Origin of the sequence: Streptomyces sp. NPDC042638 (genome assembly GCF_040647235.1) — a bacterium.
Taxonomy (GTDB): Bacteria; Actinomycetota; Actinomycetes; order Streptomycetales; family Streptomycetaceae; genus Streptomyces; species Streptomyces rameus.
Genome location: NZ_JBEZBT010000019.1, coordinates 96414 through 117197 on the forward strand (window position 1 = coordinate 96414; position 20784 = coordinate 117197).

The window sequence follows — 20784 nt, forward strand, 5'->3', positions numbered from 1 at the left end:
CGGAACACGTGCCCGCCGGCGAGGCGGGGCGCGGCAGACGAACCCGAAGACGAAAGTTTCCCCCTGTGAGTGAGACCACGCACGACGCCACGGTCGCGGTGACCGCGGCCCCGTCGTCCGACGCGGGACTGACGGCGGCCGAGCTGGCCGAGAAGTACGGGCTCGCCGTGAGCGGCGCCCGGCCCTCGCTCGTGGAGTACATCCGTCAGCTGTGGGGGCGCCGTCACTTCATCCTCGCCTTCTCCCAGGCGAAGCTGACCGCCCAGTACAGCCAGGCCAAGCTCGGCCAGCTCTGGCAGGTGGCCACGCCGCTGCTGAACGCGGCCGTGTACTTCTTCATCTTCGGGCTGATCCTGCACGCCAGCCGCGGCATGTCCCAGGACGTGTACATCCCGTTCCTGGTCACCGGCGTGTTCGTGTTCACCTTCACCCAGAGCTCGGTGATGTCGGGCGTCCGCGCCATCTCCGGCAACCTCGGCCTGGTGCGCGCCCTGCACTTCCCGCGCGCCTCCCTGCCGATCTCGTTCTCGCTCCAGCAGCTCCAGCAGCTGCTGTTCTCGATGATCGTCATGTTCATCGTGGCGATCGGCTTCGGCAGCTACCCGGGTCCGTCCTGGCTGCTGATCGTGCCGGCGCTGGTGCTGCAGTTCCTGTTCAACACGGGCCTCGCGCTGATCGTGGCCCGCCTGGGCGCCAAGACGCCCGACCTCGCTCAGCTGATGCCGTTCATCCTGCGGACCTGGATGTACACCTCCGGCGTCATGTTCTCCATCAACCACATGCTGCAGGGGCGGTCCGAGTGGGCCGTCCGGCTGCTGCAGGTCAACCCGGCCGCGGTCTACATGGACCTGATGCGGTTCGCCCTGATCGACGGCTACGGTTCCTCGAACCTGCCGCCGCACGTGTGGGCCATCGCCCTGTTCTGGGCGGTGGCCGTCTTCGCCGGCGGCTTCGTGTACTTCTGGAAGGCGGAGGAGCGGTACGGCCGTGGCTGAGCAGAACATCCAGGACCCGCGTCCGACGGTCATCGCGGACGAGCTGCACATCGTCTACCGGGTCAACGGCGCCAGGACCGGCAAGGGCAGTGCGACGGCCGCCCTGAGCCGGATACTCAGGCGGGGCTCCGACGACGCGGCGCGGGGCGTGCGCAAGGTGCACGCCGTGCGCGGGGTGTCCTTCGTCGCCTACCGCGGCGAGGCCATCGGCCTGATCGGCTCCAACGGCTCCGGGAAGTCCACCCTGCTGCGCGCCATCGCCGGGCTGCTGCCCGCGGAGAAGGGCAAGGTCTACACCGACGGCCAGCCCTCCCTGCTGGGCGTGAACGCGGCCCTGATGAACGACCTCACGGGTGAGCGGAACGTCATTCTGGGCGGTCTCGCCATGGGCATGGCCCGGGAGCAGGTCAAGGAGCGCTACCAGGACATCGTCGACTTCTCCGGCATCAACGAGAAGGGCGATTTCATCACCCTGCCGATGCGGACGTACTCCTCCGGCATGGCGGCCCGGCTGCGCTTCTCCATCGCCGCGGCCAAGGACCACGACGTCCTCATGATCGACGAGGCGCTGGCCACCGGAGACCGCAAGTTCCAGAAGCGCTCGGAGGAACGCATCCGGGAACTGCGTAAAGAGGCCGGAACGGTCTTTCTGGTCAGCCACAACAACAAGTCGATCCGCGACACCTGTAACCGCGTGCTGTGGCTGGAGCGCGGTGAACTGCGGATGGACGGACCCACCGACGAGGTCCTGAAGGAGTACGAGAAGTTCACGGCCAGGTGAGCGGTTTCGGCCAGGGCCCCGCCGGAATTTTCCGGCGGGGCCCTTCGCCTGCAAAGGAAGCGTCAACTCGCTTCGCCGTAAGGAATCTTGGAGCCAATCGGTGTGTTGTTGTGATGTGCAGGACACCCCGAGGGTCCGCGCTGCGTTGTACAACGTAAGCTGTACCGGTGCCGGAAAGCGGCAAGTAGGGCGATAATGCACGGCGCCCTCCCTGGGGTGACCCTGTGCATTGCGGGGCGGCGTGTCCGAAATAGTGTGTATTAGGTCGGCAGTGTAGAACGGGAGATGTGACGGCAATGGCTACGGAAACTCCCCAGCTCAGCGCAGCATGTGCCGTCCCCGCCCCGGGCAGCGCCCGATGACGGGCACCGCCACGGCGCCCGACCTGGAACGCGCCACGCTGGACAAGGCCGCGAGCGAGAACTTTCCCGTGGCCCCCTTCTTCCTGCCCCGGGCCTGGCGCGACGACCTCATGGCCGTCTACGGCTTCGCCCGCCTCGTCGACGACATCGGCGACGGCGACCTCGCCCCCGGCGGCGCCGACGCCCGGACGCTCGGCGTGTCGGCCGCCGACGCCACTGACCGGCTGGTCCTGCTCGACGCCTTCGAGGCCGACCTGCGCCGCGTCTTCGACGGCACCCCCGGCCATCCGCTGCTGCGCCGCCTGCAGGCCACCGTCCGCCGCCGCGCCCTCACCCCAGAGCCCTTCCTCGGACTGATCGCCGCAAACCGCCAGGACCAGCTCGTCACCCGGTACGAGACCTACGACGACCTCCTGGCCTACTGCGAACTGTCCGCCAACCCCGTCGGCCGCCTCGTCCTCGCCGTCACCGGCACCTCGACCCCCGAACGGATCCGGCTGTCCGACGCGATCTGCACCGCCCTGCAGATCGTGGAGCACCTCCAGGACGTCGCCGAGGACCTCGGCCGCGACCGGATCTATCTCCCCGCCGAGGACATGAAACGTTTCCACGTCGGGGAAACCGACCTCGCCGCGAAAACCGCGGGCGCATCGGTGCGCGCCCTGGTTGCATACGAAGCGCAACGCGCCCGCGGTCTGCTGAATGAAGGCGCCCCCCTCGTGGGTAGCGTCCACGGCAGGCTGAAGCTGCTGCTCGCGGGGTTCGTGGCGGGGGGAAGGGCGGCGGTCAGGGCGATCGCCGCCGCCGAATACGACGTACTTCCCGGCCCGCCCAGACCCGGCAAGGTCCAGTTGCTGCGTGAGGCGGGCGTGATCCTGCGAGGAGAGGGGTGATCCGGGTCGTGGATTCCGCGCCGCACGTGTCCGCACCGGTACTCGCCGCCTACAGCTACTGCGAGGCCGTGACCGGGCAGCAGGCCCGTAACTTCGCCTACGGCATCCGGCTGCTGCCGACGGCCAAGCGCCGCGCCATGTCGGCGCTGTACGCGTTCTCCCGGCGCGTGGACGACATCGGCGACGGCGACCTCGCCGACGAGGTCAAGCTGGCACGCCTGGAGGACACCCGGGCGCTGCTCACCCGGATCCGCGAGGACGAGGTCGAGGAGGACGACACCGACCCGGTGGCCGTAGCCCTCGGCCACGCCGCACGGGCCTTCCCGATCCCGCTCGCCGGCCTCGACGAGCTGATCGACGGCGTCCAGATGGACGTACGCGGGGAGACCTACGAGACCTGGGACGACCTCAAGGCCTACTGCCGGTGTGTCGCCGGTGCCATCGGCCGCCTCTCGCTCGGCGTGTTCGGCACCGAACCGGGCGCGCGCGGCGCCGAGCGCGCCGCCGAGTACGCCGACACGCTGGGGCTCGCGCTCCAGCTCACCAACATCCTCCGCGACGTCCGCGAGGACGCGGAGGGCGGCCGTACCTACCTGCCCGCCGACGACCTCGCCAAGTTCGGCTGCTCGGCCGGGTTCCGCGCGCCGACCCCGCCGGAAGGATCCGACTTCGCCGGCCTCGTCCACTTCGAAGTGCGGCGCGCCCGCGCCCTGTTCGCCGAGGGCTACCGGCTGCTGCCCATGCTCGACCGGCGCAGCGGTGCCTGTGTGGCAGCGATGGCCGGCATCTACCGCCGGCTGCTGGACCGCATCGAACGCGACCCGGAGGCCGTGCTGCGCGGCCGGGTCTCGCTCCCGGGGCACGAGAAGGCCTACGTCGCCGTACGCGGCCTGTCCGGGCTCGACACCCGGCATGTGACCCGCCATGTCTCCCGGCGCTCCGTCAGGAGGCGCGCTTGATGGGCCGGACCGGAGCGGACGGCGTGGGGCGGGCAACCTTCCGCTGCGGCGTGGCGTCCCTGACTGCGACGGCCGGGCGTGCACCGTTCAACCAGCACGCCCGGCACGCACGGAAGGACGCACGATGAGCGACGGCTCACCCCCGGCACAGGCACGGGCCGGCGACCCGCGGACGGCGGGCCGCAGCGCGGTCGTGGTCGGCGGCGGCCTCGCCGGTGTCACCGCGGCGCTCGCCCTCGCCGACGCCGGCGTCCGGGTCACCCTGCTCGAAGGCAGACCCAGGCTGGGCGGCCTCGCCTTCTCCTTCCGGCGCGGCGAACTGACCGTCGACAACGGCCAGCACGTGTACCTGCGTTGCTGCACCGCCTACCGCTGGTTTCTCGACCGGATCGAGGGCACGGCGCTGGCACCGCTGCAGGACCGCCTGGACGTGCCCGTCGTCGACGTCGCCAAGCCCGAGGGACGGCGGCTCGGCAGACTGCGGCGCGACCCGCTGCCCGTCCCCCTGCACCTGGGGCGCAGCTTGGCCGGCTATCCGCACCTCTCGCTCGCCGAGCGCGCCGCCGTCGGGCGTGCCGCGCTCGCGCTGAAGGGGCTCGACCCCACCGATCCGGCCCTGGACGCCCAGGACTTCGGCAGCTGGCTGGCCGCGCACGGCCAGTCGGCACGTGCCGTCGAGGCCCTGTGGGACCTGGTCGGGGTCGCCACCCTCAACGCGGTCGCGGGCGACGCCTCGCTGGGGCTCGCCGCGATGGTGTTCAAGACCGGTCTGCTGTCCGAACCGGGCGCGGCCGACATCGGCTGGGCCCGCGTCCCGCTGGGCGAACTGCACGACCGGCTGGCCCGCAGGGCTCTCGACTCCGCGGGCGTGCGTACCGAGGTCCGTACACGCGTCACCTCCGTCTCCTACAACGAGAACGGGGCCTGGAGCGTTCAGGTTCCCGGCGAGACGCTCTCCGCGGACGCCGTCGTCCTCGCCGTACCCCAGCGCGAGACCCACGAGCTGCTGCCGCCCGGCGCCCTCGACGCCCCCGGACAGCTGCTGGAGATCGGCACCGCGCCGATCCTCAACGTGCATGTCGTCTACGACCGCGAGGTGCTCGCGCGGCCCTTCTTCACGGCCCTCGGCACCCCCGTGCAGTGGGTGTTCGACCGCACCCACGCCTCCGGGCTGCGTGCGGGCCAGTACCTCGCACTGTCCCAGTCGGCCGCCCAGGACGAGATCGACACGCCGGTCGCCGAGCTGCGCGAGCGCTATCTGCCCGAGCTGGAGCGGCTGATCCCCGGCACGCGCGCGGCCGTGGTGAAGGACTTCTTCGTGACCCGGGAGCGCACGGCCACGTTCGCCCCCACCCCCGGCGTCGGGCGGCTGCGGCCCGGCGCCCGGACCAAGGCCCCCGGCCTGTACCTGGCCGGAGCGTGGACCGCCACCGGGTGGCCCGCGACCATGGAGAGTGCGGTCCGCAGCGGCGTGAGCGCGGCCGACGCCGCCCTCAGCGCCCTCGGCCGCCCCCGCCCCCGCCACCTCTTCGAGTTCGAGGAGGCGGCCTGATGCCCGACCGGCAGGCGGCAGGCCCCCGCACCCCCGGTACCGCAACAAGAGGAGAGACTGTGCCCCCTGTGCCCCCGGCCGCGACGCCCGCTCGGAGGCCCGCGGTGGACGTGCCCGCGCTCCTGGAGCGCGGCCGGACCCTGGCCACACCGGTGCTGCGCACGGCCGTCGACCGCCTGGCGCCGCCCATGGACACCGTCGCCGCCTACCACTTCGGCTGGATCGACGCCGCCGGCAATCCCGCCGACGGTGACGGCGGCAAGGCCGTGCGGCCCGCGCTCGCCGTGCTCTCCGCCGAGGTCACCGGCGCCGCGCCCGAGGCGGGCGTCCCGGGTGCGGTCGCCGTCGAACTCGTGCACAACTTCTCGCTGCTGCACGACGACCTGATGGACGGCGACGAGCAGCGCCGGCACCGCGACACCGTGTGGAAGGTGCACGGCCCCGCCCAGGCCATCCTGGTCGGCGACGCCCTGTTCGCCCTCGCCAACGAGGTCCTGCTGGAGCTCGGCACCGTCGAGGCGGGCCGCGCCACCCGCCGGCTGACCACCGCGACCCGCGCCCTGATCGACGGCCAGGCCCAGGACATCTCCTACGAGCACCGCGACCGCGTCAGCGTCGAGGAGTGCCTGGAGATGGAGGGCAACAAGACCGGCGCCCTGCTCGCCTGCGCCTGCTCCATCGGCGCGGTCCTCGGCGGCGCGGACGACGCCACCGCCGACGCGCTGGAACGGTACGGCTACCACCTCGGCCTCGCGTTCCAGGCCGTGGACGACCTGCTCGGCATCTGGGGCGATCCGGAGGCCACCGGCAAGCAGACCTGGAGCGACCTGCGTCAGCGCAAGAAGTCCCTGCCCGTCGTCGCCGCCCTCGCGGCCGGCGGCCCCGCCTCCGAGCGGCTCGGCGAGATCCTCGCCGCCGACGCCAAGAGCAGCGACTTCGAGAACTTCTCCGAGGAGGAGTTCGCCGCCCGCGCCGCCCTCATCGAGGAGGCCGGCGGCCGGGACTGGACGGCCGAGGAGGCGCGCCGTCAGCACACCATCGCCATCGAAGCCCTCGACGCCGTCGACATGCCCGACCGGGTACGGGAGTCGTTCACGGCGCTCGCCGACTTCGTCGTCGTACGAAAGAGATGATCACTATCGGCCCGACACGCCTCGCGTAGTCGCCGGCCGGTGCCGCAGGATGTGCGGAACCGGCCGACGGCGGACCCACAGCAGCACGACTCGCACGACTGCACGAAGGGGAAGCCATGACAGCGACGACCGACGGAAGCACCGGGGCGACCCTGCCGCCCCGCGCTGCCGCGGCCAGCGACACCACCCTCACCGCCCCCGAGACGGCCGGGGTACCAGAAGCCGCCGCCCGCGCCGCACGACGCGCCACCGACTTCCTGCTCGCCACGCAGGACACCCAGGGCTGGTGGAAGGGCGACCTGGAGACCAACGTCACCATGGACGCCGAGGACCTGCTGCTCCGTCAGTTCCTGGGCATCCTCGACGAAGACACCGCTCAGGCCGCCGCGAAGTTCATCCGCGGCGAGCAGCGCGAGGACGGCACCTGGGCCACCTTCTACGGCGGCCCCGGCGAACTGTCCACCACCATCGAGGCGTACGTCGCCCTGCGCCTGGCCGGCGACGCGCCGGGCGCCCCGCACATGGCGCAGGCCGCCGCCTGGATCCGCGAGCGCGGCGGCATCGCCGCCGCCCGGGTCTTCACCCGGATCTGGCTCGCCCTGTTCGGCTGGTGGAAGTGGGAGGACCTGCCCGAACTCCCGCCGGAACTCATCTACTTCCCCACCTGGTTCCCGCTCAACATCTACAACTTCGGCTGCTGGGCGCGGCAGACCATCGTGCCGCTCACCATCGTCTCCGCCAAGCGCCCGGTGCGCCCGGCGCCCTTCCCGCTGGACGAACTGCACACCGACCCGGCGAACCCGAATCCGCCGCAGCCGCTCGCCCCGGTGGCCAGCTGGGACGGAGTCTTCCAGCGGCTCGACAAGGTTGTCCGCGGCTACCGCAAGGTCGCCGTGCGCCGGCTCCGCAAGGCCGCGATGAACACGGCGGCCCGCTGGATCATCGAACGCCAGGAGAACGACGGCTGCTGGGGCGGCATCCAGCCCCCGGCGGTGTACTCGGTCATCGCCCTGCACCTGCTCGGTTACGACCTGGAGCACCCGGTGCTGCGCGAGGGCCTCGCCTCGCTGGACCGGTTCGCCGTCTGGCGCGAGGACGGCGCCCGGATGATCGAGGCCTGCCAGTCCCCGGTGTGGGACACCTGTCTGGCCGCGATCGCCCTGGTGGACGCCGGACTGCCGGTGGACCATCCGCAACTGGTCAGGGCGGCCGACTGGATGCTCGGCGAGGAGATCGTCCGGCCCGGCGACTGGGCCGTACGCCGTCCCCAACTCCCTCCGGGCGGATGGGCCTTCGAGTTCCACAACGACAACTACCCCGACATCGACGACACCGCCGAGGTCGCCCTGGCGCTGCGCCGGATCCGGCACCACGACCCCGAGCGCGTGGACCGGTCGATCGGGCGGGCCGTCCGCTGGAACCTGGGCATGCAGTCGAAGAACGGCGCCTGGGGCGCCTTCGACGTCGACAACACCAGCCCGTTCCCGAACCGGCTGCCGTTCTGCGACTTCGGCGAGGTCATCGACCCGCCGTCCGCCGACGTCACCGCGCACGTCGTGGAGATGCTCGCCGCCGAGGGCCTGGCCCACGACCCGCGCACCCGGCGCGGCATCGACTGGCTGCTCGCCGAACAGGAGGCGAACGGCTCGTGGTTCGGCCGCTGGGGCGTCAACTACATCTACGGGACCGGCTCGGTCGTCCCCGCGCTCACCGCGGCCGGACTGCCCGGCTCGCACCCGGCGATCCGGCGGGCGGTGGCCTGGCTGGAGAGCGTCCAGAACGACGACGGGGGCTGGGGCGAGGACCTGCGCTCCTACAAGTACTCCAAGGAGTGGAGCGGCCGGGGTGCCTCCACCGCCTCACAGACCGCGTGGGCGCTGATGGCGCTGCTCGCGGCGGGGGAGAAGGACTCCAAGGCCGTCGAGCACGGCATCCGGTGGCTGGCCGACACCCAGCGGGAGGACGGCACCTGGGACGAGCCGTACTTCACCGGCACCGGCTTCCCCTGGGACTTCTCGATCAACTACCACCTGTACCGGCAGGTGTTCCCGCTCACCGCGCTCGGCCGGTACCTGCACGGAGACCCTTTCGAGCGCAAGCTGCTCGCCCGGGCCGAAAAGGCGCCGGCCCGGGCCGAGGGGGACTGAATTGAGCAACCAGCCCGCTCCCACCCCGCTGCTGATCGCCTGCGCGCTCGGCATCGAGCACCTCGCCCTGCGCACCGGTGACAGGAGCGGGGCGGACGGGCCGGTGGCCTTCGTCCGTACGGGCATGGGGCCCCGTGCGGCGGAACGCTCCGTCACCCGGCTCCTCGCCGGCCCGGCGCCGGCCGACACGGCGGTGCTGGCCACCGGCTTCTGCGCCGGGCTGGCCCCAGGTATGCATCCCGGCGACCTGGTCGTCGCCGAGGAGACCCGGGACCCGCGCAGGACCGTTTCCTGCGTGGGTACCGAACTGCTCGTCAAGGAACTCGTGCGCCTGCTGCCCGGACGCACCGTCCACACCGGCCCGCTCACCGGCTCCGACCACGTGGTCCGGGGCCCCGAGCGGTCCGATCTGCTCGCCACCGGCGCGATCGCGGTGGACATGGAGTCGGCGGCCACGCTCCTGGCCGCCGTCCGCGCGGGCGAACGCCCGGTCGCGGCCGTCCGGGTGGTCGTGGACGCTCCCGAACACGAACTCGTCCGGATCGGTACGGTGCGCGGTGGGATAACAGCCTTTCGCGTTCTCCGTTCCATCCTTCCTGCTTTTTTCGAATGGCACCGTTCTTTGCTGCTCCCCCGGAGGTGAGCCAGATGGCCATGCCGTTGCGTCAGTCCATCAAGGTCGCTACATACCTGGCTGAACAGAAGCTTCGCAAGCGGGACAAGTTTCCGCTCATCGTCGAACTGGAACCGCTGTTCGCCTGCAATCTGAAGTGCGAGGGCTGCGGCAAGATCCAGCACCCGGCGGGTGTGCTCAAGCAGCGCATGCCGGTGGCCCAGGCCGTGGGCGCGGTGCTGGAGTCCGGCGCGCCGATGGTGTCGATCGCCGGCGGCGAGCCCCTGATGCACCCGCAGATCGACGAGATCGTGCGGCAGTTGGTGGCGAAGCGGAAATACGTCTTCCTGTGCACCAACGCGATGCTGCTGCGCAAGAAGATGGACAAGTTCAAGCCCTCTCCCTACTTCGCCTTCGCCGTGCACATCGACGGCCTGCGGGAGCGGCACGACGAGTCCGTCGCGAAGGAGGGCGTCTTCGACGAGGCGGTGGAGGCCATCAAGGAGGCCAAGAGCCGCGGCTTCCGTGTGACCACCAACTCCACCTTCTTCAACACCGACACCCCGCAGACCATCGTCGAGGTGCTCAACTTCCTCAACGACGACCTCAAGGTCGACGAGATGATGATCTCGCCCGCCTACGCGTACGAGAAGGCGCCCGACCAGGAGCACTTCCTCGGCGTGGAGCAGACCCGCGAGCTGTTCAAGAAGGCCTTCGCGGGCGGCAACCGCAAGAAGTGGCGCCTGAACCACTCCCCGCTCTTCCTGGACTTCCTGGAGGGCAAGGTCGACTTCCCGTGCACCGCGTGGGCGATCCCGAACTACTCGCTCTTCGGCTGGCAGCGCCCCTGCTACCTGATGAGCGACGGGTACGTGCCGACGTACCGCGAACTCATCGAGAAGACCGACTGGGACAAGTACGGCCGCGGCAAGGACCCGCGCTGCGCCAACTGCATGGCGCACTGCGGCTACGAGCCGACCGCCGTCCTCGCCACCATGGGTTCGCTGAAGGAGTCGCTGCGGGCGATGCGCGAGACCGTCTCCGGGAACCGGGAGTGAGGCGGTGAACGCCGTTTCCCTGGGCGTTCCCGAGGTGCCGGCCCGTCCGGTCGCGCCGCGACGCCACTCGCGGCAGATCCACGTCGGGCCGGTGGCCGTCGGGGGCGGGGCCCCGGTGTCGGTGCAGTCGATGACGACGACCCGTACGTCCGACATCGGCGCCACCCTCCAGCAGATCGCGGAACTCACCGCGTCCGGCTGCCAGATCGTCCGCGTCGCCTGCCCCACGCAGGACGACGCGGACGCCCTCGCGACCATCGCCCGCAAGTCCCGGATCCCGGTGATCGCCGACATCCACTTCCAGCCGAAGTACGTCTTCGCGGCGATCGAGGCCGGCTGCGCGGCGGTCCGTGTGAACCCGGGCAACATCAAGCAGTTCGACGACAAGGTCAAGGAGATCGCCAAGGCCGCCAAGGACCACGGCACCCCGATCCGCATCGGCGTCAACGCCGGCTCCCTGGACCGGCGCCTGCTCCGGAAGTACGGCAAGGCCACCCCCGAGGCCCTGGTCGAGTCCGCCCTGTGGGAGGCGTCCCTCTTCGAGGAGCACGGCTTCCGCGACATCAAGATCTCGGTGAAGCACAACGACCCGGTCGTGATGATCGAGGCGTACCGGCAGCTCGCCGCGCAGTGCGACTACCCCCTCCATCTCGGCGTCACGGAGGCCGGCCCGGCCTTCCAGGGGACGATCAAGTCGGCGGTGGCCTTCGGGGCGTTGCTGTCGCGGGGCATCGGGGACACGATCCGTGTGTCGCTGAGCGCGCCGCCGGCTGAGGAGGTCAAGGTCGGCATCCAGATCCTGCAGTCCCTGGGGCTGCGGCAGCGGAGCCTGGAGATCGTCTCCTGTCCGTCCTGCGGCCGGGCCCAGGTGGACGTGTACAAGCTCGCGGACGAGGTCACGGCGGGTCTGGACGGCATGGAGGTGCCGCTCCGGGTCGCGGTGATGGGGTGCGTGGTGAACGGTCCGGGGGAGGCCCGGGAGGCCGACCTCGGGGTTGCCTCGGGCAACGGGAAGGGGCAGATCTTCGTCAAGGGCGAGGTCGTCAAGACCGTCCCCGAGTCCAAGATCGTGGAGACCCTCATCGAGGAGGCCATGAAGCTCGCCGAGCGGACGAGCCCCGCGGAACAGATGAGTTGAGGCAAGGCACGGATCGAGAGGGGGCCCGAGCGTGACCATTCTGGAGAGCATCCGGGGACCACGCGACCTGAAGGCGCTGTCCGAGGCGGAACTCGGCGAACTGTCAGACGAAATACGGGCGTTCCTGGTGAACGCGGTGTCCAGGACCGGCGGACACCTCGGACCCAACCTGGGTGTGGTGGAGCTCTCCGTCGCGCTCCACCGGGTCTTCGACTCACCGGTCGACCGCATCCTGTGGGACACCGGCCACCAGAGCTACGTCCACAAGCTGCTGACGGGACGTCAGGACTTCTCCAAGCTGCGCGGCAAGGGCGGCCTGTCCGGCTATCCCTCGCGCGAGGAGTCCGAACACGACGTCATCGAGAACAGCCACGCCTCCACCGCGCTCGGCTGGGCCGACGGCCTCGCCAAGGCCCGTCAGGTACGGGGGGAGGAGGGCCATGTGGTCGCGGTGATCGGCGACGGCGCGCTGACCGGCGGCATGGCCTGGGAGGCGCTGAACAACATCGCCGCGGCCCGGGACCGGCCGCTGATCATCGTCGTCAACGACAACGAGCGCTCCTACGCCCCCACCATCGGGGGCCTCGCCAACCATCTGGCCACCCTGCGCACCACCGACGGCTACGAGAGGTTCCTCGCCTGGGGCAAGGAGGTGCTCCAGCGCGCCCCGGTCGTCGGCGGCACGCTCTACGAGTCCCTGCACGGCGCGAAGAAGGGCTTCAAGGACGCCTTCGCCCCGCAGGGCATGTTCGAGGACCTGGGCCTGAAGTACCTCGGCCCGATCGACGGCCACGACATCAAGGCCGTCGAGTCGGCGCTGCGCCGCGCGAAACGCTTCCACGGTCCCGTCCTGGTCCACTGCCTCACCGTCAAGGGCCGCGGCTACGAGCCCGCCCTCGCGCACGAGGAGGACCACTTCCACGCCGTCGGCGTGATGGACCCGCTGACCTGCGCGCCGCTGACGCCGCCCGCCGGCCCCTCCTGGACCTCGGTGTTCGGCGAGGAGATGGTGCGGATCGGCGAGGAGCGGGAGGACGTCGTCGCCATCACGGCGGCCATGCTGCGCCCCGTCGGACTCGGCAGGTTCGCCGAGCGCTTCCCGGACCGGGTGTGGGACGTGGGCATCGCCGAGCAGCACGCGGCCGTCTCCGCGGCCGGCCTGGCGACCGGCGGACTGCATCCGGTCGTCGCCGTGTACGCCACCTTCCTCAACCGCGCCTTCGACCAGCTGCTGATGGATGTCGCCCTGCACCGCTGCGGGGTGACCTTCGTGCTGGACCGGGCCGGTGTCACCGGTACCGACGGCGCCTCCCACAACGGTATGTGGGACCTGTCCGTCCTCCAGGTCGTCCCCGGCCTCCGGATCGCCGCGCCGCGCGACGCCGACCAGCTGCGGGCCCAGCTGCGCGAGGCGGTCGCCGTGGCCGACGCGCCCACCCTGGTGCGCTTCCCGAAGGAGTCCGTGGGCCCGTGCGTCCCCGCGGTCGGCCACGTCGGCGGCATGGACGTCCTGCACCGCGCCGAACACCCCGAGGTGCTGCTGGTGGCCGTCGGTGTGATGGCGCCGGTGTGCCTGCAGGCCGCCGAGCTGCTGGAGGCCCGCGGCATCGGCTGCACGGTCGTGGACCCACGCTGGGTCAAGCCCGTCGACCCGGCACTGCCCGGACTGGCGTCCGCGCACCGGCTGGTGGCCGTCGTCGAGGACAACAGCCGTGCCGGAGGCGTCGGTTCCGCCGTGGCGCTGGCCCTCGGCGACGCCGACGTGGACGTGCCCGTCCGCCGGTTCGGCATCCCGGAGCAGTTCCTGGCGCACGCCAAACGCAGCGAGGTGCTGGCCGACATCGGTCTCACGCCCGTCGAGATCGCCGGGCGGATCGGCGCGAGCCTCGCGGCAGGGGACACCGGGCGCGCGGACGCGGGCGCCCGGCGGCGCGCGGACGCGGGCGCCGGGAAAGGCCCTGGCGGGTCCGCGGCGCCGTCGGGGCCGGTCGCTTCCCCGCGTTCCCGTCCCCGCTCGAACCCGGGGGGGACCTCCACCGCGGCGGCAGCCGCATCCCGGACTGGGTCCGTGCCCCCGCGGGGCGCCGACAAGGAGAGTGAATGAGCACGGAGTTCGACCTCGGCGCACTGATCGCCGAGCGCGGAGCCGAACGCTACGAGCTGCACGCCAAGCACCTCAACCCGCAGCTGCCGCGCATGCTGCACACCATCGGCTTCGACAAGGTCTACGAGCACGCCGAGGGAGCGCACTTCTTCGACGCCGACGGCAACGACTACCTGGACATGCTCGCCGGGTTCGGGGTGATGGGCCTCGGCCGCCATCACCCGGTCGTCCGCAAGGCGCTGCACGACGTCCTGGACCTGGACCTCGCCGACCTCACCCGGTTCGACTGCCAGCCGCTGCCCGGCCTGCTGGCCGAACGGCTCCTCACGCACAGCCCGCACCTGGACCGGGTGTTCTTCGGCAACAGCGGTACCGAAGCGGTCGAGACAGCCCTGAAGTTCGCCCGGTACGCCACCGGTAAGCCCCGCGTCCTCTACTGCGACCACGCCTTCCACGGTCTGACCACCGGTTCCCTCTCGGTCAACGGCGAGAGCGGCTTCCGCGACGGATTCGCGCCGCTCCTGCCCGACACCGCCGTACCGCTCGGCGATCTGGACGCGCTGGCCCGGGAGCTGGCCAAGGGCGACGTGGCGGCCCTGATCGTGGAGCCGATCCAGGGCAAGGGCGTGCACGAGGCGCCGCCCGGCTACCTGCGGGCAGCGCAGGAGCTGCTGCACAAGCACAAGGCGCTGCTCATCGCCGACGAGGTGCAGACCGGGCTCGGCCGCACCGGTGACTTCTACGCCTACCAGCACGAGGACGGCGTCGAACCGGACCTGGTGTGCGTGGCCAAGGCCCTGTCCGGCGGCTATGTGCCGGTCGGCGCGACCCTCGGCAAGGAGTGGATCTTCAAGAAGGTCTACTCGTCCATGGACCGGGTGCTGGTGCACTCGGCGAGCTTCGGCGCCAACGCCCAGGCGATGGCGTGCGGCCTCGCCGTGCTGTCGGTCATGGAGAACGAGCAGATCGTCGCCGGTGTGCGCAAGGCGGGCGACCTGCTCAAGTCCCGGCTCACCGCACTGATCGACACCTACGAGCTGCTCGCCGACGTCCGCGGCCGGGGTCTGATGATCGGCATCGAGTTCGGCAGGCCCTCCTCACTGAAGCTGCGCAGCCGCTGGACCATGCTCCAGGCGGCCCGCAAGGGCCTGTTCGCGCAGATGGTCGTCGTCCCGCTGCTGCAGAAGCACCGGATCCTCACCCAGGTCTCCGGCGACCACCTGGAGGTGATCAAGCTGATTCCGCCGCTGGTCGTCGACGAGGCCGACGTCGAGCGGTTCGTGGACGCCTTCACCGCGGTGATGGACGACGCGCACAGCGGCGGCGGCCTGATGTGGGACTTCGGCAAGACCCTGATCAAGCAGGCGGTGGCGAACCGCTGACCCCGGGGTCGCACAGGCGGGAGGGGCCCGGGTCCACCACCGGGCTCTTTGCCTGAGAGGCAACAAAATTGCCGCTGAGGCAATCATCCGGCTCAATGGAGGTATGAACGCCTCAGACGCCGCGCCGCCGCCGGCCGCGGACGACGGCCTGCCCGCCGTCGCCCCGCAGCTGCGGGCTCTGCGCCGGCGCGCCGGCCTCACGCTGGAGGCCGCGGCCCGCGCCGCCGGCCTCTCACCGGCCCATCTCTCCCGCCTGGAGACCGGACAGCGCCAGCCGTCGCTGCCGATGCTGCTCGCGCTCGCACGCATCTACGGTACGACCGTCTCCGGACTGCTCGGCGAGACGGTCGCCGACCGGGACGCGATCGTGCGCGCCGCCGACATGGAACCGACCCGGGCGGGCGGCTGGACGTACGTCCAGGCCGGATCGCCCGGCCGCGGCATGCAGGCCCTGCGGGTGCGGGTGCCCTACGGCTCGCAGGGCGACATCGTGCGCGTCCACCCCGGCGAGGAGTGGCTCTACGTCCTCAAGGGGCGCCTGCGGCTGCGGCTGGGGGACACCGCGCACCTGCTCGCGCCCGGTGACAGCGCGCACTTCGACTCACTCACCCCGCACCGCCTCGCCGCCGAGGACCACGACGGCGTGGAACTGCTGTTCGTCCACACCCTGCTGCAGAGCCCCACGGCAACGCTGTGCCTGGGCCCGCTGACCGGAGAGCTGCCATGACCGACCTGGAGACCAAGTTCCCCCGTGCCCTGTGGGTCCGGCTGATCATCTACATCGCCCTCGGGCACGTCCTGGCCGCGTTCCTCTACCTGCTCTTCGCGGTGGGCGCCAAGGGCTGACACGCCCCCGTACGGCGGGCCGGCCGTGCCGTCCGTCGTCAGTCCAGCAGGCGTTCGCGCAGCCGCTCGCGGGTCTCGGGGCCGAGGCCGAGGCCCTGTGCCAGATAGGTCTCGACGTCGCCCCAGGTCTCCTCGATGCTCGCGAAGGCCGCCTGGAGGTACTCGGCGCGGGCGTCGAAGAGCGGGCTGATCAGGTCCATCACCTCGGGGGTGTACGCGGAGTCCGCGCTGCCGCTGCGGCGGACCTTGTAGCGGCGGTGCTTGGCGTTGGACTCCAGGTAGTCGGCGACGATCGCGTCGCGCTCGACACCCAGGGCGAGGAGGGTGACGGCGATGGAGATGCCCGCGCGGTCCTTGCCGGCAGCGCAGTGCATGAGCGCGGGGACGCTGTCGTCGGCGAGCGCCCGCACCACCCGGGAGTGCTCGGCGGTGCGCTCCTTGACGATCTTGCGGTAGGAGGCGGTCATCCTGGCCGCGGCCTTGCCGTCGTCGAGGATCGCGCGCAGCTGGTCGAGATCGCCGTCGCGGACCATCTTCCAGAACTCGGCGCCGTCGGCCGGGTCGCTCAGCGGCAGGTTCACGTTCCGCACGCCGGGCAGCTCGACGTCGGGCCCCTCCAGCTTCTGGTCGGCCGCGTTGCGGAAGTCGAAGATCGTGTGCAGGCCCAGGGAGGCGAGGAAGGCCGCGTCCTCGGCCGTCGCGTGCGCGAGATGGCCGCTGCGGAACAGCACTCCGTGGCGCACCCGCCGCCCGTCCACGGTGGGCAGCCCGCCCACGTCACGGAAATTGCGGACTCCGGCCAGCTCCGGCTCGGTCGACGGGACCTGCTGCGTCACGGGGGCTCCTCCCGGTCGGCCCCGCCGGCGCGGCTCGTCGGCGGGCACTCCGTCGACCATACGACATCGATTTCCTCGGGCAATGAGTTGTCCACAGGCATTGTCAGGCAGGCCGGCGGCCCTTGATGATGTTGGCACTTGAGTGCATCTGTTGACACCTGTGAGGTTTCGATGGTGGACATCGCCGGAGACGGCCGTACCTGGCTCCTGTCGGGCCCCGGCAGCAGTTATGCCCTGCATCTCAGCGCCGCGGACGAGCTGCTCCACCTGCACTGGGGGCCACGGCTCGCCCTCGCCGACGCCGAGGCGCTCGCGGCGCGCCCGCTGCCCGGCTACTGGCCCTTCGAGTCCCCGCTCGACGGCCGCGAGGAGTACCCCGTCGAGGGCGGCCCCCGGTTCGTCCGCCCCGCCCTGTCCGTACGCACCGAGGAGCGGCGCGGCACCGAATGGCGCTTCGTGTCGTACGAGACGGAAGGAGAGGAGCTGCGGCTGCGCTTCGACGACGACGGCCTGGCGGTCGTCCTGCACTACCGGATGCGCGGTGACGTCGTCGAGCGCCGGGTGACCGTCGAGAACGGCTCCCGCGCGCGCGTGGAGCTGCTGCGCGCCGACGCGGCCACCTGGACCCTGCCCGACCGCGAAGGCTGGCGGCTGTCCCAGCTGCACGGCCGCTGGGCCGCCGAGTCCCGGCTCACCACCGCCCCCCTCACCTACGGCGAGAAGATCATCGGAAGCCGCCGCGGGCACACGGGCCACCAGCACCTGCCCTGGCTCGCCCTCGACACCGACGCCACCGAGGAGCACGGTGAGGTCTACGGCTGCGCGCTCGGCTGGTCCGGCTCCTGGCGCATCGCGGTGGCCCAACTCCCCGACGCGCGGGTGCAGATCACCGGCGGCGCCGGCTACGACGACTCGGGCCTGCTGCTCCTGGAACCCGGGGAGTCGTACACCACCCCGGTCTTCGCGGGCCTGTGGAGCGACGGCGGCTTCGGCGGCGCGAGCCGCACCTGGCACGCCTACCAGCGCGCCCACGTCATCCCGGACGCCGAGCGGGACCGGCCCGTGCTGTTCAACTCCTGGGAGGCCACGAACTTCGACATCTCCGAGGAGCAGCAGGCCGCCCTCGCGCGCCGGGCCGCGGAGATCGGCGTCGAGCTGTTCGTGGTGGACGACGGCTGGTTCGGCGCCCGCACCAGCGACCGCGCCGGACTCGGCGACTGGACGCCCAACCCCGGCCGCTTCCCGCACGGCCTCAAGCCCCTCGCCGACCGGGTGCACGGCCTGGGCATGCGGTTCGGCATCTGGGTCGAGCCCGAGATGGTCAACCCGGACAGCGAGCTGTACCGCGCCCACCCCGACTGGGTGCAGCACCAGCCGGGACGGAAACGGACGGAACTGCGCCACCAGCTCGTGCTCAACCTCGCGCGCGAGGACGTGCGGGAGTACCTGTGGGAACGGCTGGACGCCCTGCTGGGCAGCGCCCCGATCGACTACGTGAAGTGGGACTTCAACCGCTGCTTCACCGACGCCGGCTGGCCCGGGGAGGCGTACCCGCAGCGCCTGTGGGTGGACCACGTCCACGCCCTGTACGCCCTGCTGGACCGGCTGCGGGCGGCGCATCCCGGGGTCGCCTTCGAGTCCTGCTCGGGCGGTGGGGGCCGCATCGATCTCGGCGTGCTGAGCCGCACCGACCAGGTGTGGACCTCCGACAACACCGACCCGCTGGACCGGCTCGCCATCCAGCACGGCTTCACCCAGATCCATCCCGCGCGCGTGATGGCCGCCTGGGTCACCGACAGCCCCAACACCCAGCTCAACGGGCGGGTCAGCTCGCTGCGCTTCCGGTTCGTCAGCGCCATGGCGGGCGTGCTCGGGGTCGGCGGCGATCTGACGGAGTGGAGCACGCGGGAACTGTCCGAGGCGCGGCGATGGGTGGAGCTGTACAAGGAGATCCGCCCGGTCGTCCAGCACGGCGAGCTGTACCGGCTGCGGCCCCCGACGGGCGGTCTGAGCGCGGTGCAGTACGTCCTGGGGGAGGAGGCGGTCGTCCTCGCCTGGCTCCAGGCGCAGAGCTACGGCGAGCCGGTGCCGGCGGTGCGGCTGCGCGGACTCGATCCGGCAGCCTCGTACGAGTGCCGTGAAACGGGTGAAGTCCACCGAGGAGCCGTTCTGCTGCACCACGGGCTGCGCACGGGGCTCAAGGGGGACTTGGATGCGACGGTCATCCGGATTCGTCGTGTTTGATCCCCGGGCCCGGCCTTCGGTGTGCCCGCTGCCAACAGCTCCCCGAGCGGCCGTATTCCTGATATCGCAAACCTTGAAGAGTGGCTCATCTCACCGTTCGTCAACCCCCGCCTACGGTCGCGTAGGTCACATCCGAAGGTGAATCATGGTCCGACGTGGCAGACGATTCGAAGAGTGACAGCAGATCAGTGATCGGGTCGTACGTGGCGGTGGGGGACAGCTTCACCGAGGGCGTCGGCGACCCCGGGCCCGACGGGGCGTTCGTGGGGTGGGCAGACCGGTTCGCGGTGCTGCTGGCCGACCGGCGCCCCGAGGGCGACTTCCAGTACACCAACCTCGCCGTGCGCGGGAAGTTGCTGGACCAGATCGTGGCCGACCAGCTTCCGCAGGCCGTGGACATGGCCCCGGACCTGGTCTCCTTCTGTGCGGGCGGCAACGACATCATCCGCCCGGGCACCGACCCGGACGAGGTGGCCGAGCGCTTCGAAAGCGCCGTGGCCCAGCTGGCCGAGGCCGCCGGCACCGTGCTGGTGACGACCGGCTTCGACACCCGCGGCGTCCCCCTGCTCAAGCATCTGCGCGGCAAGATCGCCACCTACAACGGGCACGTCCGGGCCATCGCCGACCGGTACGGCTGCCCCGTCCTGGACCTGTGGTCCCTGAAGTCCGTGCAGGACCGCAGGGCCTGGGACAGCGACCGCCTGCACCTCTCGCCCGAGGGGCACACGCGCGTGGCGCTGCGGGCCGGACAGGCACTCGGCCTGGACATCCCGGCCGACCCGGAACAGCCGTGGCCACCGCTGCCGCCCCGGGGCACCCTGGACATCCGCCGCGACGACGTCCAGTGGGCGCGCGAGTACCTCGTCCCCTGGATCGGACGCCGGCTGCGCGGCGAGTCCTCCGGCGACCACGTGACCGCGAAGGGCGCGCTGTCGCCGGACGACATCAAGCTGCGGATCGCTCCCGTGGCCTGACACCGCCGACCGCGCCCCGGGCCGCACCGGCGGCCCGGGGCGAGCCGCCCCCACGCAGACCGGCCCGGGGCGAGCCGCCCCCCATACCGGCGGTCCGGGGTGGCCCGCGGGTGTGCTCACCGCTCGCGTTCGGTCAACGCCCTGCGGTCCAGGCCCAGTTCACGGGCGAGGGCGTCGTCCACCCACTCCTGGGCCCGGGACCGCGCCACCGCGCCCGGGTACGACGTCAGCTGCACCGCCAGCCCGTCCAGCAGCGCGGTCAGCCGGAGCGCCGCACCCACCGGGTCCGCGCACGTGAACTCGCCGGCCGCCACGCCCTCGGCGACGACCTCCGTGATCGCCGCCTTCCACTGCCGGTCCAGGTCCCGGGTGACCGCCCGCAGGGCCGGCTCGCGCAGAGCCACGGCCCAGCCCTCGATCCACAGCCGCCAGCCCTTCGCCTGACCGGTCGGCGCGTACCAGCGCACCGCCGCCCGCAGCCGGCGCAGCGCGGTGGTCCGCCGGCCCAACAGCCTGCGCAGATGCGCGAGATCACCCTCGGCCGCGTAGGTGAACGCGGCGGCGACCAGCTTCTCCTTCGTCGAGAAGTGGTACAGCACCAGCGCGTTGCTCACACCGAGGGCCGAGGCCACGTCGGCGATCCGGACCGCCGCCACCCCCCGCGCCTCGATCTGCACGATGGCGGCCCGCAGCAGTTCCTCCCGCCGCTCCGCCACGCTCAACCGCACTCTCGCCACGCGGTCACCCTAGTCGTTCACCCCGGTGTC

General features: G+C 71.5%; 19 protein-coding genes. 17 read left to right on the forward strand and 2 right to left on the reverse strand.

Annotated elements, in window-relative coordinates; translation table 11 throughout:
* The first annotated feature begins 65 nt into the window (after window positions 1-65).
* The 15 genes from AB0B40_RS17905 to AB0B40_RS17975 all read left to right on the forward strand — a co-directional run bounded on the left by AB0B40_RS17905 (window position 66) and on the right by AB0B40_RS17975 (window position 15963).
* Complete coding sequence (locus tag AB0B40_RS17905) at window positions 66-995, forward strand: ABC transporter permease (RefSeq protein WP_345054904.1); 930 nt, start codon at window positions 66-68, stop codon at window positions 993-995.
* Complete coding sequence (locus AB0B40_RS17910) at window positions 988-1776, forward strand: ABC transporter ATP-binding protein (RefSeq protein ID WP_345054901.1); 789 nt, start codon at window positions 988-990, stop codon at window positions 1774-1776. The genes AB0B40_RS17905 and AB0B40_RS17910 overlap by 8 nt, the downstream gene beginning before the upstream one ends.
* A 358-nt stretch (window positions 1777-2134) precedes the next feature.
* The gene (gene hpnC / locus AB0B40_RS17915; RefSeq protein WP_345054898.1) at window positions 2135-3031 is read left to right on the forward strand and encodes a squalene synthase HpnC; all 897 of its coding nucleotides are present in this window, start codon (window positions 2135-2137) and stop codon (window positions 3029-3031) included.
* A complete protein-coding gene (hpnD, locus tag AB0B40_RS17920) occupies window positions 3028-3990 on the forward strand; it encodes a presqualene diphosphate synthase HpnD (protein ID WP_345054895.1) in 963 nt (320 codons plus the stop codon). The genes hpnC and hpnD overlap by 4 nt, the downstream gene beginning before the upstream one ends.
* Window positions 3990-4118, forward strand: coding sequence for a DUF6380 family protein (locus AB0B40_RS17925; RefSeq protein ID WP_362264420.1), 129 nt, complete (start codon window positions 3990-3992; stop codon window positions 4116-4118). The genes hpnD and AB0B40_RS17925 overlap by 1 nt, the downstream gene beginning before the upstream one ends.
* Complete coding sequence (gene hpnE, locus AB0B40_RS17930) at window positions 4115-5542, forward strand: hydroxysqualene dehydroxylase HpnE (RefSeq protein ID WP_362264422.1); 1428 nt, start codon at window positions 4115-4117, stop codon at window positions 5540-5542. Before AB0B40_RS17925 ends, hpnE begins: the two co-directional genes overlap by 4 nt.
* Window positions 5542-6675: a polyprenyl synthetase family protein gene (locus AB0B40_RS17935; RefSeq protein WP_345054890.1), complete on the forward strand. Its 1134-nt coding sequence runs from the start codon at window positions 5542-5544 to the stop codon at window positions 6673-6675. Before hpnE ends, AB0B40_RS17935 begins: the two co-directional genes overlap by 1 nt.
* A 116-nt stretch (window positions 6676-6791) precedes the next feature.
* On the forward strand, window positions 6792-8822 hold the full coding sequence (gene shc / locus AB0B40_RS17940; protein ID WP_362264424.1) for a squalene--hopene cyclase: 2031 nt from the start codon (window positions 6792-6794) through the stop codon (window positions 8820-8822).
* A 1-nt stretch (window position 8823) separates the two neighbouring features.
* Window positions 8824-9465 carry a 1-hydroxy-2-methyl-2-butenyl 4-diphosphate reductase gene (locus tag AB0B40_RS17945; protein ID WP_345054885.1) on the forward strand — a complete coding sequence of 214 codons (642 nt, stop codon included), beginning with the start codon at window positions 8824-8826 and terminating at the stop codon, window positions 9463-9465.
* Window positions 9466-9470: 5 nt separating this feature from the next.
* The gene (gene hpnH / locus AB0B40_RS17950) at window positions 9471-10493 is read left to right on the forward strand and encodes an adenosyl-hopene transferase HpnH (RefSeq protein ID WP_345054883.1); all 1023 of its coding nucleotides are present in this window, start codon (window positions 9471-9473) and stop codon (window positions 10491-10493) included.
* Window positions 10494-10497: 4 nt separating this feature from the next.
* Window positions 10498-11631 (forward strand): flavodoxin-dependent (E)-4-hydroxy-3-methylbut-2-enyl-diphosphate synthase, encoded by a 1134-nt coding sequence (ispG, locus tag AB0B40_RS17955; protein ID WP_362264426.1) that lies wholly within the window; start codon window positions 10498-10500, stop codon window positions 11629-11631.
* A 31-nt stretch (window positions 11632-11662) separates the two neighbouring features.
* Window positions 11663-13735, forward strand: a complete 2073-nt coding sequence (gene dxs / locus AB0B40_RS17960) for a 1-deoxy-D-xylulose-5-phosphate synthase (RefSeq protein ID WP_362264428.1) — start codon at window positions 11663-11665, stop codon at window positions 13733-13735.
* Entirely contained in the window at window positions 13732-15117 is a 1386-nt protein-coding gene (locus AB0B40_RS17965; RefSeq protein WP_362264430.1) for an aspartate aminotransferase family protein, read from the forward strand. The genes dxs and AB0B40_RS17965 overlap by 4 nt, the downstream gene beginning before the upstream one ends.
* 103 nt (window positions 15118-15220) lie before the next feature.
* Complete coding sequence (locus AB0B40_RS17970) at window positions 15221-15844, forward strand: XRE family transcriptional regulator (protein WP_362264432.1); 624 nt, start codon at window positions 15221-15223, stop codon at window positions 15842-15844.
* The gene (locus AB0B40_RS17975) at window positions 15841-15963 is read left to right on the forward strand and encodes a DUF6126 family protein (RefSeq protein WP_345054869.1); all 123 of its coding nucleotides are present in this window, start codon (window positions 15841-15843) and stop codon (window positions 15961-15963) included. Before AB0B40_RS17970 ends, AB0B40_RS17975 begins: the two co-directional genes overlap by 4 nt.
* Before the next feature lie 38 nt (window positions 15964-16001).
* Here the strand turns inward: AB0B40_RS17975 and AB0B40_RS17980 are convergent, their stop codons facing one another.
* Entirely contained in the window at window positions 16002-16799 is a 798-nt protein-coding gene (locus AB0B40_RS17980; RefSeq protein ID WP_345054867.1) for a tyrosine-protein phosphatase, read from the reverse strand.
* Between the two features lie 171 nt (window positions 16800-16970).
* On the opposite strand from AB0B40_RS17980, the gene AB0B40_RS17985 reads away from it, so the two are divergent.
* Together AB0B40_RS17985 and AB0B40_RS17990 are read left to right on the forward strand one after the other, a co-directional pair.
* Window positions 16971-19043, forward strand: a complete 2073-nt coding sequence (locus AB0B40_RS17985) for an alpha-galactosidase (protein WP_362264434.1) — start codon at window positions 16971-16973, stop codon at window positions 19041-19043.
* 188 nt (window positions 19044-19231) lie between these two features.
* Complete coding sequence (locus tag AB0B40_RS17990) at window positions 19232-20017, forward strand: SGNH/GDSL hydrolase family protein (protein ID WP_345054969.1); 786 nt, start codon at window positions 19232-19234, stop codon at window positions 20015-20017.
* Between the two features lie 116 nt (window positions 20018-20133).
* On the opposite strand, the gene AB0B40_RS17995 is transcribed toward AB0B40_RS17990, so the two are convergent.
* Window positions 20134-20754 (reverse strand): TetR family transcriptional regulator C-terminal domain-containing protein, encoded by a 621-nt coding sequence (locus AB0B40_RS17995; RefSeq protein ID WP_362264435.1) that lies wholly within the window; start codon window positions 20752-20754, stop codon window positions 20134-20136.
* Window positions 20755-20784 lie beyond the last annotated feature (30 nt).